This window comes from Pseudooceanicola aquaeponti, from assembly GCF_050897975.1.
Classification (GTDB): Bacteria; Pseudomonadota; Alphaproteobacteria; order Rhodobacterales; family Rhodobacteraceae; genus Pseudooceanicola.
Genome location: NZ_JBPAXY010000001.1, coordinates 1 through 18,372 on the forward strand (window position 1 = coordinate 1; position 18,372 = coordinate 18,372).

At 64.0% G+C, this 18,372-nt stretch carries 11 protein-coding genes and 1 pseudogene; 1 reads left to right on the forward strand and 11 read right to left on the reverse strand.

Annotated features, from left to right (window positions below; translation table 11 throughout):
• A pseudogene (locus ACRARE_RS00005) lies at positions 1–116 on the forward strand (IS5/IS1182 family transposase); the annotation flags it as partial.
• A gap of 159 nt (positions 117–275) precedes the next feature.
• Here the strand turns inward: ACRARE_RS00005 and ACRARE_RS00010 are convergent.
• The 11 genes from ACRARE_RS00010 to ACRARE_RS00060 form a co-directional block, all read right to left on the reverse strand.
• Positions 276–1,151 carry a hypothetical protein gene (locus ACRARE_RS00010; RefSeq protein ID WP_432654354.1) on the reverse strand — a complete coding sequence of 292 codons (876 nt, stop codon included), beginning with the start codon at positions 1,149–1,151 and terminating at the stop codon, positions 276–278.
• Between the two features lie 986 nt (positions 1,152–2,137).
• Positions 2,138–2,719 (reverse strand): holin family protein, encoded by a 582-nt coding sequence (locus ACRARE_RS00015; protein WP_432654355.1) that lies wholly within the window; start codon positions 2,717–2,719, stop codon positions 2,138–2,140.
• Complete coding sequence (locus tag ACRARE_RS00020) at positions 2,710–3,330, reverse strand: holin-associated N-acetylmuramidase (RefSeq protein ID WP_432654356.1); 621 nt, start codon at positions 3,328–3,330, stop codon at positions 2,710–2,712. Before ACRARE_RS00020 ends, ACRARE_RS00015 begins: the two co-directional genes overlap by 10 nt.
• A gap of 2 nt (positions 3,331–3,332) precedes the next feature.
• A complete protein-coding gene (locus ACRARE_RS00025; protein ID WP_432654357.1) occupies positions 3,333–3,677 on the reverse strand; it encodes a hypothetical protein in 345 nt (114 codons plus the stop codon).
• Positions 3,677–6,997 carry a hypothetical protein gene (locus ACRARE_RS00030; protein ID WP_432654358.1) on the reverse strand — a complete coding sequence of 1,107 codons (3,321 nt, stop codon included), beginning with the start codon at positions 6,995–6,997 and terminating at the stop codon, positions 3,677–3,679. Before ACRARE_RS00030 ends, ACRARE_RS00025 begins: the two co-directional genes overlap by 1 nt.
• On the reverse strand, positions 6,994–9,486 hold the full coding sequence (locus ACRARE_RS00035) for a hypothetical protein (protein ID WP_432654359.1): 2,493 nt from the start codon (positions 9,484–9,486) through the stop codon (positions 6,994–6,996). The genes ACRARE_RS00030 and ACRARE_RS00035 overlap by 4 nt, the downstream gene beginning before the upstream one ends.
• Positions 9,486–12,956: a phage tail tip lysozyme gene (locus ACRARE_RS00040; RefSeq protein WP_432654360.1), complete on the reverse strand. Its 3,471-nt coding sequence runs from the start codon at positions 12,954–12,956 to the stop codon at positions 9,486–9,488. Before ACRARE_RS00040 ends, ACRARE_RS00035 begins: the two co-directional genes overlap by 1 nt.
• Positions 12,953–15,028, reverse strand: a complete 2,076-nt coding sequence (locus ACRARE_RS00045) for a hypothetical protein (RefSeq protein WP_432654361.1) — start codon at positions 15,026–15,028, stop codon at positions 12,953–12,955. The genes ACRARE_RS00040 and ACRARE_RS00045 overlap by 4 nt, the downstream gene beginning before the upstream one ends.
• Positions 15,025–15,558: a hypothetical protein gene (locus ACRARE_RS00050; RefSeq protein ID WP_432654362.1), complete on the reverse strand. Its 534-nt coding sequence runs from the start codon at positions 15,556–15,558 to the stop codon at positions 15,025–15,027. The genes ACRARE_RS00045 and ACRARE_RS00050 overlap by 4 nt, the downstream gene beginning before the upstream one ends.
• A complete protein-coding gene (locus ACRARE_RS00055; protein WP_432654363.1) occupies positions 15,558–17,777 on the reverse strand; it encodes a phage tail protein in 2,220 nt (739 codons plus the stop codon). Before ACRARE_RS00055 ends, ACRARE_RS00050 begins: the two co-directional genes overlap by 1 nt.
• Complete coding sequence (locus ACRARE_RS00060) at positions 17,774–18,370, reverse strand: phage connector family protein (protein ID WP_432654364.1); 597 nt, start codon at positions 18,368–18,370, stop codon at positions 17,774–17,776. Before ACRARE_RS00060 ends, ACRARE_RS00055 begins: the two co-directional genes overlap by 4 nt.
• Positions 18,371–18,372: the final 2 nt, after the last annotated feature.

An 18,372-nucleotide genomic window follows, 5' to 3' on the forward strand; every position in this document is an offset into this window, starting at 1 on the left:
ACAAGCTCAAGAACGCCAGGCGTGTCGCGACCCGCTACGACAAGACGGCGGAAAGCTTCCTCGGCTTCATTGACATCACGTCGATCCGTCTCTGGATCCGCCATTTGTCAACATGACCTAGCTAGTCTTACCATCGCACCCGCCCAAATCTGTATCGAGTAAAGGCCGTAGGTAACGGGTCAATCGACGCAAAGGCAGAATATTAAGCGGCAGCTGCGACCTTTGAGCAGGTAACGGCGGCACAAATAGACGGACCTAATTGAAATTTCCATCTATTATGAAGGAAAGGCCATGTCTAGACGTAGAATATTCTCTACAACGCACCAAAAACCTCCAGCCTCTCGCACCATTGAGCTGCAAGCAAAAATTGCCAAAATAGAGAGAATGCAGACAAACCCAAGTGAGAAAATCCGCCCGTCAAACATCTCTAGTTTGATGGCGAAAGGGTATCGCTGGACCTTTGAACGCGCCGCGCTTGCTTTTTGAAGGCTGGCCGCATGATCTTTCTTAAGATTGTTGATCTCATCGACGAATTTCTCTGTAGTCGCGTTCATATCGCGGATCTTTTCAGATGCTGCCTCCTTAATATTTGCCAAGCTTCGATAGAGATTATCTAGCTCTAGGTCTGCGTCGTAGTTCCTTCGAACATCAGCGCCTGAACGTACTGTGACACTGTCGCCATTGTCTTTTAGCTCCGTATCTGAAAAATCTCCCAAAACTTCCTTCGAAAGCTTCCGGCAATCCTCAATAGCGTCTTTGCTTGCCTCGTGCGCGCCCTCAAGCGCTACTGAAAGGCTAGCACTATTACGTCTAAAGTCTTCGACCGTTTCCTCCACCTTCTCAGCTATTGAGTTAGGGAAATCGAGAAGAGACTTTGCGATTTCCGCCTCTTGCGTCCTATCTTTGAGCAAGCCGCCGTTGGAAAAGTATGCGATTAGAAATCCGAAAACGATTCTGGCCAGAAGGTATGTGAGAGAAATTTCTAGCCCGAGCGCGATTGAAGCTGTCGGTATCGGCAAGGCTCCCTCAAACACTGATTCCGGCAGTTTTATGTGTGCTCCGCCATACCGCCATATCGCCATCGACAAAAGGCTCAGGGATATTGCTGTCTTTCTTATAGATTTGTAGTCCGTATCGTCGAATGAAAACATCACAAGCCATTCCATGAAGCTTGCGCAGCCTAGCAAGTAGGCGCAGAACTTGTCTATCCATCTCGTCTGAACAGCTGGGGACGGGATGAATTAAGTTTCGTCGCAGAGCGTGTTTTTCCGCCCGAAGAACAAAGCAGTGCCAGAGGAAATCTTTCTCAGGCTGCGAGACTTGGGGCCGGACCTTCGCTGCGCCTGGTGCAAAGGCAGCTTTGGGCCGGAAGCGCTCAGAGGCGCGGCTGGAGACAACTCGCCTGGCATGTCCGCTCCCTGCGCATAGCAGCCGTTCGGAGTGCGCGGCACGAGTGACATCTAGAAGCCGCTCTCTCGCATCCGTCGCCCCCCCCTTGGCTACGGCCAGTGGAAGGCCTCTTCAGCGCCCAAAAGCAAGCGTTCGGAAGGTGCAATGCCGCGCACCGGGCAGCACCGACACCCCTTCGGCGCTATCGAAATCCAGACCAAGATCCCGGGCTCGAGCATCGCCCGAATTCGCCAAACTGTCCCACGCCCAAAATCCGTGGGACAAATCCCGGATTTTCTCGTGTTAAATCAATGCGACTCGAAGGAAGTGGTGCCCCCACACGGACTCGAACCGCGGACCCACTGATTACAAATCGCCATCCAATCAAATAAAATCAAAGGGTTAGCATTTCAGAACGCGAGAAACGCCTTCAATGAAATCAGATACTTGCAAGAAGCCTAGCGCGGCCGAGCCGTCAGTCCGAGCAGCTTGTGGCCTTCCGAGTGGGTGCTGTCATTGCTATCCCAGTAGACGCGCATATCCACCGCTGCGGCCTGCCCGCACGCCTGGCAGATTGCCCGAGGAAAAACATGCTCCCTAGTCGTATTGGCGTGGATCGAAACGACCTTCGTTCCCTCATGACCACAGGCGCACTTGATCCAGATCTTCCGTGGCATTTGCCCTCACGAAGCAGCACAGAGACCAGAACATAATAGAAACATCTGGACGAGGAAAGAGCCCGCAGCAATCATGCCGCCGTTCGCCGCCACTCCTCCACCGCGGCGTTTCCATCCACGCCGGCGCTCACCAGGCGCAGCCCCAGCTCTGCATCTGCCCCGCTATCCGCCACCCCCGGGCTGTCGGCCCGCAGCTTGCGCAAGGCACCCAGGTTCTCCACCACCTGCGGAACCCGCGACATGGTCTCGGCGATGCTCTTCTGGAACTCCTGTCCCTTCACCTGCTGACGAGCGCCGAAGTAGAAGCTGACCACGACGCCAAGAAGCCACCACAGCGGCTCCGGCACCAGGGCGAGGCCGGTCATCCGTTCCGCGAACCAGATCGGATCGACCATGGCCGCCACCAGCAGCCCCACGACACCGAAGGCCATGGCCGGGCGCGGCAACCGGTTCAGACCGTCGATCATGCCGTCGAACCAGTTCCGGCGGGGCTGGCCGTATTCGGCCGCCATCTGTGCCAGGGCGGCCGCTTGGGCATTGGCCCCACGCTCATCTGCCGACTCCGCATTCACGCGGAACACCTCGGCCGTCTCACGGATCACGTTGCGCTCTCCCCCGAAGAGCGCGGTGAACAGGGTTGTGATCAGTCCCATTTGGCAGTCCTTTCCCGAAACTCTGCCGCGCTCATGTGATAGCGCGGATCCATGAACTCCTCGGCCCGGCGGATCCAGCCGCCCTTACCGCCGCCCCGGGTGCGGCAATACTTGCGCGAGGGCGACCGGCGATCGGCCAGGGCGAAGTAGTAATTGCGCCGGGCGATCCCGTAAGCGTCGCGCAGATAGCCACCCGCGCTCTGCGCCACCGCATGGGCCGCCCCGATGCTCTGAGGCCCCAGGGCGCCATCCACGGCCACATCCTGGCCGAACTCGCGCAGAAGGCGCTGGAGGATCTTCACCGCATTGGCGCCCGCGTTGACGTTCATGTCGAAGACCGTGTCGACCAGGGCCTCGGGCAGCTCATGGATGCGCGGCGCGAAGAGGTAGTGATCGAGGAAGATGTCGGCGGCCTGGTCGCGGGTCAGCGCCCGCACGTCCGCCACATCGACATCACCGTCCCGGTCCAGGTCGAGGCCAAGGCGACGCATCGTATGGATCGTCACGCCAAAATTGGTCGCGCCGCCCGGGTCGTCGGGGTCGTTCACGAACCCGCCTTCGCGGGCGACGATACTGCGGGCAATAGCCTGCGGGGTCAGGTCATAGGGCATGGTTACCTCCCATCAGGGGTGCGCTCGATCCTCTCGAGACGCGCGTCGATCCGAGCCAGAAGGCCCAGGATCGAGGAAAAGCGCTCATCGGCGCGGGCCAACTGGTTCCCCATGGACCGGGTTTCCGCTTCCAGGCTGGCAATACGGGTCTCGGCTTCGGCCAGGTCGCTCTGGGCCGCCGCCACCTTTTCCGCCATGTCTTCGCGAAGGCGCACGATCTCAATCGCGTTGTTCTCGGTGCTCGCCTGCGTCGCCACGAAAGCGCCAGTACCGCCGACGACCAAAACGAGCAACTGAAGCCAGTTTCCGATGCTGATCGTGCGAGTAAACTCTGGCTTTACGGTCATCAGCCTTCCTCCCCCAGCAGACGGTCAAAAACGCCGTCGCTGATCGCCAGATCCCATAGGTCGGAGCTGGCGTGCGTCTCTGCCGGATCGACCGTCAAAGTGAAGCGCGACCCGGCCATTTCGAAAGCGGCTTCCAGAGCCGGGTAGGTCTCGGCACCGAAGAAATCCGTCGTGTAGGTCGTATCAGCCGATCCGACATAGCAGTCGACGGAGCGGAAGCCGGTCTTCGCCACCATCGGTTGAAGCGCCGCCATCGCGGAAGATGCGATGGTCTGGCTCTGGCTCACGGTGTAGGTGCCCACCCCGCCCGAGCCGGTGCCCAGGGCGCTGATGCGCGTGCCCGCGGTGACCCCGTCCGCCGACAGCATCTGCCCGACCTTGATCTCACCGAAAAGCATCGCGCTTACCGTCAGAGTGTCGCCGGACACGCTGCCCGTGAAGCCTGCCGACCCAAGGCGCGACACCGCGCCCGCATCGTCCAGGGGGATCCCGATTTCCCACCAGTCGTGACCCCGGATGAAGTCGAGCAGCTGATCGTCTTCGGAGCCGTCCGACGCCATGCCGTAGGCATTGCGGATCGGGGCTCGGCGACTTTCACCCCCACGCGCGAAGATCGTTGCGAGGCTCGGGACCGGGCCGAAAAGCACCGCACCTCGGAAAGGCACGGGCGGCGCGGCCAGCAGCTTCCCGGCGGCCAGGCCACCCATCGACCCACAAAGGAGAATCGAGGACCGCTGGACATTCAGATTGCCCTGCACCCATTCGTGCAGCTTCATGTAGCGCGTCAGGTAGATGTCATTGCCCCAGCCAGAGGCCGCCGAGGTGAAGGGCGCGGACGTTTCGTCCTGCCCGTCCGTCACCAGGAGGCAGCAGCTGTGCTGGTCCAGGTAGTTGCGCGCAGCCACGCTCGGGACGAAGGAGGCATTCTGCCCATTCCCGTGCAGATACCAGACCGGCACGGCCGCCGCGTCGTGCCCGCCACGGTGCCGATAGGCGTTCGGCAGGCGCACAGAGCAGTCGACGCCGTCGATCTGAAAGGAGAGGGTCGTGCCAGGCCCGGGCTCGTCCAGGATTTCCTGCGAAAATTCGCACGAGGCGAGATCGCTGGTGTAGGTGTGCAAGTACCGCTCAGTCGAGAAATCGGTCGGGTAGCCCGTCATGACGTTGCCGGACACATCCCGCGCGCCTCGCTCAATAAGAGCCGCCCAGTTGACCTTGATCTCGGCCCGGATGCTGGTGCCGCCTTGGGGCGAGGTGACCACAGTGTCGATCAAGCCGTCCCGCGTCTCTTCAGGGTAGGAGTAGAAGCTGTTGTCCCACAGCGACACCCGCTTCACGAAGACCCCTGCCGCGTCATATTCGGCGATACCGATAAAGCTGCGCCCGCCATCCGGGCCGAAGGTGATGACTTCCAGGCCGTAGCGCTTCGTCGGATCATGCCGCCAGATGTGACAGTCGAGGATCAGGTGGTCGGCGAAGCCGTCGCTGAAGACAGTGCCCTTGCGCCAGAGGTAGGGATTTTCCGGCGCCTCAGGCAGCTGACGGCGCCGGTCCAGCAGGAAGCGCTGGCGGGGAGTGTCCCGGGAAAAACACGTCTCGGCAAATCCACCCTTCACCCAGCTTTTCGGAGTGGGGTTCGGTGCTGCACTTCCTCCGCTGTCTTCCAGGGCCTCCCAGTCCACGGTGAGGCGCCCGAAGGTCAGCGGAGACCCGGGGGCAGGCACCAGCTCCAGCACCTCGATCCGCCGCCCGGCGACCAGATCGGGCTCCGTGTGCGGCCCGGGGTTGACCTGCCAGACCGCAACAACCCCACCGTCGCCGACGCTCGTGTCGATGGTGTCCGCATCGGTGTAGGCGACCACCCGCACGTACCAGCCGTAAAGCCCATTCCGGTCTGCGGTGAAAAGGGCCAACTTCATTCCGGTCACGCCCTCGAAATAGGCGTCCAGGACGAAAGACCGGACAGCCGGATCTACCCCCGTCGCGGCCGAGTGGAACGGGTAGCCTTCTTGAGTGGCGGTGTCGGCTTTAGCGCCTTGCTCTGGCGTCGCGAAATCCTCCACATCCTTCTCGGCTGCCGTCCCCAGGGGCACGATCTTTCCGGCAAGGTTCGCGTAAGCGTGGAACGCCTTAATAATCATGGGGTAGGCGACGTTCGCCATGCGGGTTTCGTCATCGCTGACGTTGACCGCGCCGCCATTGGGGTCGACTTCGGTCGAGGTGGAGACCTGGCTGACCGCGCTCAGATTGTCGCTGTCGAGCATTGGGTATGACTTGACGCCGGAGCCTGAGCCGTCTGGAGATGCGCTTCCGGTATAGGTGTGTCCATGCTCTTGCAGAGCATGGCCCTGGAAGCTGCGAATTTCCCGTGCAATTTCGGGGTCCAAGTTGCCATCAGGATCCCAGATACGGACGACACGGCCACGCGGATCCTGGAGCAGCGGATCTCCGTTCCCGTCGAGCGGCGCACCATCGTCTATCAGCTTCTGCCGCAGAGCGGGCATATCGGGCGTGACCGCCTGCCCCTGCACGCGCAACCAGCCGTCCGGCACCTCATCGAAGTAGTGGTAGGCCAACGTGCCGATCGGGATGACCGCCGACCCGATGTAGGCCTTGATGATCTCCACGTCCGCCTTCAGCTGCGCGGTCTCGTCGCGGATGGCTTCCGACTTCGCCGACCAGTGCTTGGCCGAGAACGCCTCCGGCTCGACCGGATCGTCCTCCGGGTTTTCCGCCCACTGTGCGGCCTTGTCCTGGGCCGCCCCTGCCGCGATCACCGCCTGCTCGACATCCCCGAAGGCCCCGGCGATACGAGCCACCTCTTCTGCATGGCCCTCGGCCGCACTGATCTCTTCCACAGATGGACCGTTGTCGAACCCCCCTTTCGTGTCGTTCCAGACCGGCACTCGGGCGTCGATCGGGTCCAACGGAGCAATCTTTCCGCGGCGCACCCGCAAGGAACGCCCGGCAGCGTCTTGCGCGTCCTGTGTACCCTGGGTGGTGAGATCGAGCTGCCGCTCGAGGCCCTTTTCCCGGGCGCTGTTCTGCCCCACCCAGCCCTGCTGCACCTCGGTCTCTCGATAGATGTAAAGACGTTCGCCCTCCAGGGCTGCGGCGATCGTTGGATCCAGGAAGAGGTTGCCCGCATCACCGCTGACCGGATCCACGCTGAAATCCGCTTCGGTCAGTTCGACCGGATCCCCGTCAGCCACCTCGATGACCGGCTTGATCGCCCCGGCGGTATATTCATGCGGGATGCTGTAGGGGCCAGTGCCGTCCACATCGTAGTTCGGCACCTCGGGAAACGGTTCCGTGGTCATCGCTCACCTCCGAGCACGTTGCTGAAATCAGGCCCCCGTTCGGGCTGGAGCTGGCCGCGTTGCCACCAGCTGCCGGTTCCGTAGTCGCGCTGCTGGCGGCGCTCCTGCTGCCGCATCAGACGCTCCGCCTCCGGATCCAGGAAGATGCGCAGTTGATCGGCCACGCCTCGGGCATAGGCCAGGCGCGCATACCAGAGACTGGACAGGACCGGGGTGTTGTAGCCGACGAAGTTCGCCACATCGCGACCGAGGAGAAAGCTGTCGCCTTCCATGGCGCGCCAGATCGGATTGCCGATCAGCCCCGCCACGTCGCCGCCAAACGAGACCACGGGCCCGGCCAGGGTTTCGGCGAAGCCGCCACCGATCCGGCTCTCGGTCGCCGCGAAGAAATCACCGAATATCCCCAGGCCACCCCCCTGCAAGATGGCGGCGCCCCAGAACTTGGTCTGGTCCATCGGGCGAGGATCGTTGCCCTTGGCCAGCTCTTTCAGCTGGATCGCCATTCCGCCCATCAGGGTCAGGCCGAGCCCCATCTTGGCGGCGTAGGTGAACCGGTTCCAAGGCGTCGGCTGAGCCAGAAACCGACGGTACTGGCTGAGCATCAGGGACAAAGCAAAGCTCTTGTACATGACACTGGACCGCAGCAGCTCTCCCCCGAGGGTGCCCGGTGCGCTGTTCCCCAGCCAGAAAGCACGTCCCTCAAGGCTGGCCGAGGGAATGGCCACTTCCATCTGTTCTTCGATCAGCATGTTCAGACGCAGGGACAGCCCCTCCGCCAGCGCGGGCGACAATCGTGTCTGGTTGTGGCGCCAATGCTGAGGAGACAGGAAGGTGGCACCATTGCTGGCCCGAAACAGCCCATCAGGCGACCGCAGAAGATCCCAGTCCGACATGGTGATACCGCGCGCCTCGAAAAGCTTGCGCAACGGCTCGTCTATCTGATCGAAGGTCCGGCCCGCGTTCTGCGCCAGGTAGGCGGAGAATTCCATCCTGAAGGCGTTCCGGTTCATGTCGGTCCAGAAGGCCAGGCCCGAGGCCCGCATCGTGATACCCGACACGCGCTCGGCGATCTCCCCCGCGATGACATCGCCAGTGTAGCGGGCGGCGCTACTGCCAGCCTCGGCCAGGGTGTCGGCCACATAGCCGAGCTTCGCCGCCAACTCCCGCTCTCCCGAAGAGGCCATCAGCTTGATCGACCGGCCCATGACATTATTCGGGTTCAGCCCGCTGGCCCGGGCGCCCATGCGCATTGTCACGATATCCGTCACCGCCGACAGCGGCGCGCTGCCCAGTTGGATCGCAGTCAGGTATTTCCGGGTATTGCTGAAGAAACGTGCGGCGACTTCGTGCTCGGTGTTGTTCACAGCCCCGCTGAAATGCGCCAGCATGGTCTGCGCCTTGCCTGCCGCCTTGTTGATCCTGATCTCGAGCGCGGTATCGCTCTTCAACGCAGCTTTCTGGCTGGCAACCTGGGCGGCAAACTCCAGCCCCATCTTAGGGTTCGGTCCCAGAACCCGCATCTGGGCAATGTCGCGCGCCATGCCGTGCAGGCCGCCGATCATCGCGCTGAAAGCATCCGAGGTGCCGAAGCGCTGGTTGTACTCCATCCAGGCTGAACCACCGAGAAAATGCAGTTCTCGATGCTCTGCCCTGGTGTTGTAGAGCGCCTGACCACCAACCGCCATGGACGGATCCCGGTCGTTCCAGCCCCGGGTCACGATGCCGTCGTAGACCTGTCGAAGGAATACTTGCGCCTCGGCGCGACGCGGGGCGCGGCCGTCGATGGCGAAGGCTTTCCCCGTCTGGTGGTTTCGGATCCGTGTCCAGTCCAGCAACGGCGTGATGAACTCGGCCCAGGCCTCGAACGTCACCCGCCGCAGGGCGGTGACATCATGGGTATGGGTCACCCCGAAATCCGCCAGGTCGCCGATGTCGCCGCCATGGGCGTTGAACATGCGGCGCAGGCGTTGCTGTACCCCGCGCACGGAATCGGCCAGCGCCTTGGCCGCCGGATCCCCGCTGTCCTCCAGGTGCAGCTCCTGGATCAGCTGACGCAGGCGCACCGGGTCACGGCTGTTACCGATCAGGTTGCGCCCCGTCGCGCGAAGGACATCATTCAGCTCCGCATTGACGTCGCGGATCAGCGCATCTGCCAGGGATTGTATGCTCTCACCGACAAAGCCGCTGCCCTCGCTCCACTCCAGCAGATTGACCAGGGCCCGGGCCGGATCCTCCGCCTTGGTGATCAGGTCATGCAGGCGTCGTTGCGCCTGAAGCTGGTTGACCACCTTGTGATGGCGCGACCGCCGCGCCTGCCTGGTTGCCTCTTTCAGATCGGCAGCGGCGGCCGCTTCAGCTGCATGGCGGGGCATGGTGGTCTCATACCGGGCCAGCAGCTGTTCGTAATTGCTTCCGGCCTGTTCAGCTCGGATTTTGTCGAGATCCCCCGCATCGACCGCGCGCTGAAGGCAATCGTGAATATTGGCCATCAGAGCCCCCTTCCGGTCGGACAGGCATCCAGAACCGTCTCGAGCGCTTCGTCAGCTTCGAGATCGTCCAGGACTTGTTGCAGGGATATTCGGGTGCCGTTCGCATCCTCGTAGGACAGGTCGAGATCGGACTGACGCAGCTCGCGCAGCATCGCCCCCATATCCGGCTCGCCCTCGAGGTCCCCAGGACCTTGATCGAAACGCCCGGCGGGCATATCTTCAGAGGGCCCGGTTGCGTCAGGAATTCGCGATGACGCACTTGCAGGTGGCTCGTTCGAAGTCCGCACCTGCCGGGCAATTTGCCCCTGTTCATCCTGGAATGCCGTTACCAGCCAGGTCTTCGCCTGGCCGTCGAAGTCCATCCGGATCACGGAGGTGTCGGGCGCACCGTCGCCAGCGAGCTGGATATAGGTCCGATCCCCTGCGGTCGACGTCCCGACGACCCGGCCGTCTCGTAGGATTTTCGGGACACGGGCCAACATCGCCGAACCGTGTTTGCTCTCGATATGGCGCAGGCCAAAGCCCTCTGTGCCGTAGACAAAGCCGATCGGCCCCAGCTCCGGGTGGATCACCGCATCGGGGATTTCCCCCGCCTTGTCCCGCATCAATCGCTCGATCGCGCCTTCGGGATCTCCGCGGAAGCCGCCGATGATCGGACCGAACGGGCCCTCGGTCTGAAGCTCTTGCAGATCGCGCACGGCCTGCATGTCGGCCGCCACCGCGTCGCGGCTGGCCGCGCCCTGCTCATAGGCTCCTTCGGGGATTGCGCGCAGATCGACCCGATCCGACGCGACCTCACGCGGCGCAGCCGTGCCCATTTCGGTGAGCTCCCCGAAGGTCTCTGGGTCGATCCGGCGCAGGACATCTAGCGGACTGGGCGTATCCACTAGATCGCCCCCGACACGTCCCACCGTTGCGGCCTCTCGCGCGTAGCGCTCCAGGAACTCAGCGATGGTGGTCGAGCGGGCCTGACGCCCGCCTGGCATCATCTTGCGCACCAGCGCCCGGGTCAAAGGTGCGACGCGGTCGCCCAGGAACAGATCGACGTCGCCCAGCATGTCCTCCAGCACGGCGGCCACCCCTTGGCCAGCTTCTGCTGCCGTCTCCCGGGCGAGCATGATCAGCCGCGTGGCATCGAGGAGGAAGGGCGTGATGTCGAACTCCGGCGCCACAACGCCCGCGTCAATCGCCGCCCGCAGCCGCGCGATTTCGGGCGCTGCATCGGCCAGCGCATCCATCAGGCTGCGCAGCTCGCCGCGCTCTGCCTCGACATAGCGGGCGAGGATATGCGGATCGGGATAGGCCCGTGCAAACAGCGCATCCCGCAGCTGCCGGATCCCATCGCTGCTGATCCTGCCCTCGGCCGACAGGAAGGCGTTGCGCTCCGAGCGCGGGAAATTCCCGATGAAAGCCCGGGCGAAATCGCGGTTGCGCGCCGATCCCAGATCCGCCTTGGCATCAAAGGTCTGCATGGCGTCGTGGCTTAGCGCCCGCTGACCGATCTCTGCGCGCTCGGTCGCGTTCATCCGGGCGACACCGCTGTCCTGGGCATCGACCACCAACCGGCGCCGGGCCTCGGCGTCAAGCTCGCTGGTGCGCCGTGCAATCAGAACTGGGCGCTCGACACCTTCCGGGATCGGCCGACCGGTGCGCAACTCGATCTGGCGCCGATAGTCCTCGGCACGGTCATAGGCCAAGTCATAGGCGCGTTCGATCGCGCGCACCCGGCCGTTGCCGCTTTCGATCACATCGTCGGGTCCGACCAGGGGCGCGCCGCGATCCGCTTCCGGGCCGTCCATGAGGCGCGCCGGATCCAGTCGGCTCGCGGTTTCCGCGACCCAGGCGTCGCTCGTGGCCCGGCTGCGATCACGCGGCTGAAGATCACCCGAGGCCTGCCGCAGGGTCGACAGATCCACGACCTGGTATTCCACGTCGACGCGCATGTCATCGCCCACACTGACCTGGCCCGTGCGGGTATAGGGCCGCGATGTCTGGTAGGTGCCGTCGCCGGGCCCAGTCGTACTGGCCCCCTCGCTGCCCACCCGGGCAGAAGCGCCGCGCCAGCGCGGGACACTGCCGCCCTCGTACTGGTTCATCACCTCGACCGCGTAGCCCCGGCGCGTTGACAGCGCCTTGATGCCTGGACGCTCGAAGGTCTCGGACACCAGCTCAGCAGCTTCTGCCGCGCTGCCCGCGCGCTGGATCTGTGCCCAGGCGGCGGCCTCGCTGGTTTCGAGCTCGTGGAACAGGAAGTCGATCTGGATGTCGATATCCGATGCCGGCTTGCCACGGGCCCGCGCGAAGGCTTCCAGGGCCCGCTTGCGCGGCCCGTTCCATTGCGCAATCCCGAATGCGTTGCCACGGTCCCCTAGGGCGGAGGTATTGAGGCTGACCCCGCTTTCGGCCATGAAATTGCCGACCATACCTGCGGCGATATGGGGATCCATGCCGCGCTCCAGCAGGCGCCCGAAAACGTAGCCGATCCGATTGTCCCGTGGAGAAGCGTTGCCGCCGGGCGCGAAGTCGAAGTCCGACATCTCCAGCGGCTGCGGCGACAGCGGGGGCCCGCCCTGCCCCGGCGCCTGGCTGCCATCGCCCCCCTGTTCCGCCTGGGGTCGAGCGGCCAGGCGCCGATCCGCCAGCTCCGCGGTAGCGCGCTCGACCTCGGTCATGTGGTCCAGCGCCCGTTCGTCCTTGCGCAGCTGCTCTGCCTCGGCCTCTCGGCGGACGCGGCGGTACTCCTGGCGTCGCGCCAACCCATAGCCAATGCCGCCGCCAAGTGCGCCAAGACCGGCCGAGAATAGGGCAGCATTCGCGATCTGCTTTCCGGCCTCGGGTTCCGGCAACCCCAGATCCAGCGCTGCCTGCTGCTGATCCGGGAGGCTCATATACTCGGTCAGTCCCCCGGCGACGCCCTCCGTAAGGGCCGTGCGCGCGACAAGGGCGCCGAAACCTAGCTTCACCCCAGCACTGGGCGCTCCACCCAGAGGAAGCGAAAGCAGCGTGTATTCGTCGCGAATGCCCGCCCCCAGGCTGCCCACAAGCGACGCGCTCCATCCTTCGAAGCCCGAGGCGACGTTGTCCTTGTCCTCGAGGATTTCCGTGAGCTCGGCGCGACGGCGGCGCTCGACCTCGGCGTCGAACTCCTCGCGACTGCCCGGCAACCGGCTGAATGTGTCGGGATCGAATGCGCGCAGCTCGGACACGCGATCCGCAGCCTGGCCAAGTTCCAAGCTGAACCGCTTCTGGCTGCTGCGGGTGCGCGATCGCGGCGGAGTGTCCGGGCCGATCGCCTCTTGCATCTCATCCAGAAGATCCTGCTCGAAGGCGTGCTTCTGCTTGCCGAAGTTGTCCACGGAAACCCGGTCCAGCCGGTACTGGAGCTGGACATGATCGGTCCAGCTGGGCAGCCCGCCCACCAAAGGCTCATTCGGCGCGGCCTCTGCGCTCGGGCGGCCGAACCAGGTCACGGTCCGAAGATCCGGTTCAGCAGCCGCAGGCTGAACTGATAGTCACCGCCTGCATCGGACTGGATCGTCTTCAGCCCGGTATCGGTGTCGACCTGCAAGATGTAGACATCATCGCCGATGGCTTTGATGCTCACCTGGCCATCCACCAGCTCATCGCGCGTGATCGGTCGCCCGGCGATCACCGGCAGACTATCCCCGGCGATCTGCCGAAGATGTTCCTGAAAACGCTCTTCGGTGAAGGACCGATAGGCCGCTGCGTAGCTCGCGCCCTCTCCGTCCGTGCCAAGCATGGTGAAATTGGTCTCGAGCTTCTCTGCGCTCAACCCCATGGGGATGATCGTCGCGGCGCCCTTGAAATCCTGGATGCCACCGCGCGCATCCGCTCTGCCATATTGGCCCGTCCCGCCCAGGACTTCATGCGCCGCCTGCGCATAGACCTTCGCATTCATCTCGCCGGTCGGATCCTCCCGCTTCATACGAGCGGCAAACAGCGCGTCGATCGACTGGTTGATTTCCTGCTGCAACAGCTCTTCGCCGGGCAGATCGACCAGCACGTCCCCGATCGCCGCCTGGGCTTCTTCCAGCCGTTCGCTGGCCGGCGGCACCAGGGCGTTGCCCAGGTCGATCGCCGACTGACCTTGAAGGATCTCCCGCCCTAGATCTTCGCGCCCGCCCGCCGACAGCAGGCCGCCAACATGGCTCAGAACCGGATCGCCCAGCAGGTCCAGAACCGGTGTCGATCCATCCTCCGCCACGGCTGAGGCCGCGATCCGCGCCAGGGCTGCCCGGACTTCTGGATCTTGGTCGGTCCCGGCCAATGCCTTCAGTTCGGCTTCTTCCTTGTCGGAGAAGAGGCGCAAAGCGCCGTCCGTGTAGCCTTCCGCCCGCATCTGCTCGGCGAAAGAGAGACGGCTTCGGATGCTTTGCTCGAAGGCCCTGGGGTTCGCCGGGTCGAGCTCAGCCGCGAATGCCGGTACCGGCAGATCGACCCTATCAGCCTGACGGATCGGGTCTTGCTCGTACCCGGCCACATTCTGGTCGCGGATTTCGATCAGCGCCTCGAGGCGGCGGGCGCTACGCTCATCCCCTGGTGCGGATTGGCGTTCTCGCTCGATCTCGGCGCTCAGCTGGGCGGGCGACATCGACAGCAGGTCGGGCCGCTCCTGGGCCAGAAGGACCACGGCTTCGGTCTGCGCGAAATCGTCATGGCCTACGATATTGGGATCCGACAGCAGATCATCCCAGTGAACATCCTTGCCATTCATGGCTTCGGACCTGACCACCCGCAGGAAGTCGGTGGTTTCCTTGTTGGCTTGCGACGCCCCGAATTTCAGCTCCTGGTCGATGGCGGTCTGCGCCTTGGTCTTCCAGATCGCGATATCGGTCGGTGCGAGCCCAGGAAAGCGGCCAGGGACGTCAAGCTGCTGCATCAGCTCTTGCGGATCCTGCCGCAGCATGTCGGTCAGCAGCGCGCTCGAGCTGCCCTGGCGCATCTCCAACTTCCGGCGCTCAGCCTCATCGGCGGCAATCACGCCATCTGCGACCATCGCGTCGTAATAGGCATCCCCCCGGGCGAAGGTTTCCTCGGCGCTCTCACCGCGGTTAGCGACCGCTTCGCGCGCGAATTGCTGGCCCGCCTGAATGGCCATGGCCTCACGCTCGGCGATGCGATCTTGCAGAAAGCGGCGGCCGAGGCTGAAGCTATGCGCATTGACCGCCTGATCGAAAGCCAGGCCAAAGCGTTCCTGGTTGCGCTGGTTCAGCCCCGGCGAAGCCTCATCTCCCTCGAGGTACCGCTGCTTGATCGCGGCGCTACGCTGATCCCAGGCTTCGCCGGCGGCACGGGGATCGCCGATTTGGTCGACCTCGAGGCGCAGATCGTTCAGTTCGCGGGTTGCATCCACCTGCGCCCGCTCGAACTCGCTGTTGAGCTCGAACTGCTCAACCTGTTCGAAAACACCTTTCACCTGCTGACCGAAGGCCGCGATGGCATTGCCATCCTCGCGACCTTCAACGCGCAGGCGCGCCGCGCGGCCAGCCTCGGATCCCGCCTGAGGAACGGTCAGCGTCATGACAGCAACTCCGCCCATTCATCCGCCGGCCGATCAAGCCAGGCGCCAGCGGCACTCAACCCCCCGCGCAACAGCGCCTGACTCGCCTTGGCCCGATAGTTCACCTGCTCGGCGGTAAGCTCGTTCTGGGTCGCCTGAGCGCCCGATCGGATGGCCTGGTCGTTGAAGGACAATTCCGCCGCGGCGGACTGGCCCAGAAGCACCGCCGTGGCGCTGTCCAGCTGGACACCACGGGCCGCCAGTTCCGCACGCTGAACCGCGATCTGGGACTGGAAGCGCCGCCGCTCACGATCCGCCCTCGTGGCATCCAGCGCGCGCTGCTGTTGCTTCTGGTTCTCGATCAGTTCGACATTGGCTCGCGCCGCCGCAGCGGTCTGTGCACCCTGAACCAGCGGCCCGGCGATCGCCAGCACCGTCCCGATGGTCTGCATCGTCCCCGCGATACTGGCGGCAGCGGTGCTGCCTGCCGCGGTGGCCGCACCGCCAGCGCCCAGGGAGGCAAAAATGGGAACGAGGGCTTGCACACACATCAGGCACCGGCCTCCTCAATGTCGGGCACCCATCCGAGAACGGTCATCGGCGCGCCGCCGTAGGGGCGGAACCGAACGAAGAGCTCATCGCAATGGCCAGAGGCGAGATCCAGCGGCGCCACCCCGGACACGGCCAGGGTAAGGTCTGCGGCCACGCTGCGCGGCACCAGGTCCAATTCCGGCCCGATCCGCTCGGGCTGGGCAAAATCTCTCTCGATCGCCTGCACCTTGCCCGCTGCAGTTCGATGCAGCATCACGCCGTTGTCCGAATGCAGACGCCGCTTACGGCCTCGGCTGTCACCATCCGGTGCGGGGGCGGTCACGTTCAGGGTGGTGAACTCGTGGGTCTCATCCAACAGACCGATGACAGCGTGGGAGACTGCGGTCTCGATGGTAAGCGCGCCGCCTGGCGGAACCGTGAGCGGCCCGTATTCACCCGCGCTCGTCCAGACATAGACCCTTTCGCCAACCAGGTGCGGCACCGGGAAGGTATCGGTCGGCTCTGCGGGCGCGAAGACGCTGGACGCGAAGAAATGGACTGCTTCGTGCAAGGGGCTTTCCCCGGCGATCACGCCCCAGGTCACGGCCTGCTCCTCGACCATCCGGACGGTCTGGCCGTCGATTTCGCGCGCCACCACCAGGGTCAGCAGGTCATTCCCAGTATCGGCGTCCGTCGTGACGGCCATGGTTTCTACCCTGCCCCCAGCGACCGGATAGCGAGCCCAGCCCAGCACATCCTCGTCCGGGTCATAGAGCATCGCCGCCAGCTCACCGTTGCCACGCAGAAGCCAGGCCAGCCGCTGTGGGGCCGATTGCCACACCAGATCCATGAAGCCGCCGAGGCCGAGGTGCTGGGAGGGCAGCGACAGCTCAAGCGGGCGCCCGCCGTCGTCCTCCAGCGAGTAGCGGATTTCCAGGACCCGACCGCCTTCCTTGGTGATGAAGATCGGGTAGGTGTAGGGGGTGATCGGGCGAACGGAATTGGCCCCGTCGGTGGCTTCGACATCGGTATCGAAGGTGGTCGGCCCGATACGCTGGCCCTGGTTGTTCGAGAAACCGCGGAACACCTCGCCCAGGGCGCCAATATAAAGGCCCCGCCCGGCGCGCGCGAGCCATTGGCCCGCGTTCAGGGAGGTCGATCCGGAAATCGTGTAGGCAAAGCTGCCGTCGGCTTCGATCGAAGGCTCGAAGTCGGCGAAGTCGCCGAGCGTGGAATACCACAATGTCCGGGGTTCCTCGGGCGTGAAGCCAGCAACCAGGCTCTGGTCGTCGATTTCCAGGTCGGCCGGATAGCCCCGGCGATCCGACCAGGCGCCCTCAGCCCAGCGATAGGTCGCATGGGTTTGAACAGGCGGCGGGAGATCCTTCAGCACCTGCGCTTCCACCGAGTTGGGGCCATTGTAGCCGGTCACCCGCACAACACCGGTGCCGTCGCTCACATAGGCCCACCGTGTCCCCTTCGTCTTGTCGACAAGCTCGGTGCCCTCTTCATGCACCGGCGCGATCGCACCCGTGTTGCTGCCCGTGATGACACGGTAGATGTTGCCTGCGTTGCGCATCAGATCTCCGAAGGCGACATCGGTATTGCTCGTCCACAGGGGGATGTCCTCGTAGCCATCGGGCTTGAGCTGGATCAGCGACCCGATCCAGTCAGGCGAAAAGATGTCGCCTGTGCCGGTGATCGTGATGTTGCCCGAGGTCCAGCTGGCGCGCATGGTCTTGGCCTCGTCCAGGTTCTGCACCAGGAAGGGGCCGTTCACGAAGACCGCCGCCTCGATGGACCAGTCATCCAGGGCGAAGCGTGACAGCTTCTGGATCGGGATCTGCCCGTCGGCCAGGTAGATCACGTCGGCCGACTGTACCCAGCTGAGCCGCGCGATCGCGTCCTCGTCGTAGGGCACCGCCAGTTCGAAGGGCACCCCGCCAACCTCGATCAGGGCGCCGTAGCGCCAGACGCGCATGTAGCCGTCGGTGAATTCCAGTGTCAGGGCGTCGTTGACCGCGAACTCGAAAGGAATAAGCCGCGCCTTGGCATTGTTCCGGGTCGTGCCGCGGAAGATCGTACCGGGCGCCCGGGTCACGCCCCCCTGTCGCAGCGGCAAATAGCCGACACAGCTCCGCAAGCCGGTCTGAAAGCGCTGATAGTCCGTCCGCGCGTGAAGCAACGGCGAGATCTCCCCGGACGAGAAGGCAACCTGGGGCGGGCGGGCGCGGCTCATCGGGTGGCCTCCGTCGCCCAGTCACCCGTCGAGGGTTGACCGTTCCAGCGCCGCGGACTGGCTGTGCGCGCATCATGGCTTGAGGCCCGCTCCAGGGCTTCGCGCCCCTCAAGCGCAAGGGTTTCCCGCTTGGTTCGCGAGCCGACGTAGAGGGGTGCCAGAAGGATGGCCAGGTGATAGGCAACCGCCGTTCGGAACAGACCCGGCAGCGCCTTCTCATTCTCGATGACCCGGGTGTAGCGGATCAGCAATTGGCCGGTGGCATCGGTGCGTAGAAGATCCTCATCGACACGCCAGGTCACCCCATCGGACACCCAGTGCAGGCGCACGATGTCGCCCGGCAGGCGATAGGCCGTAGGCAGCAGCGGATCCGCCGCGATGCCAGCAGGCAAGGTTCCCACTGGCGGCAAGGCGACCAGGCGCCGCGCAAAGCTCCAGTCTTCCTCTTCGAGGCATATCCGGAGCGCCTCGGGATATTGCTCCGCAGCCGCCTGGGCCTGAGGGCTGTCATCCGCATAGGAGCTCAGGGGCGACAGCTCCATGAACCGAAAGGCCTGCTGGGCGATGGTCGAGGTGGCGAGCGGCGTAGTCACGA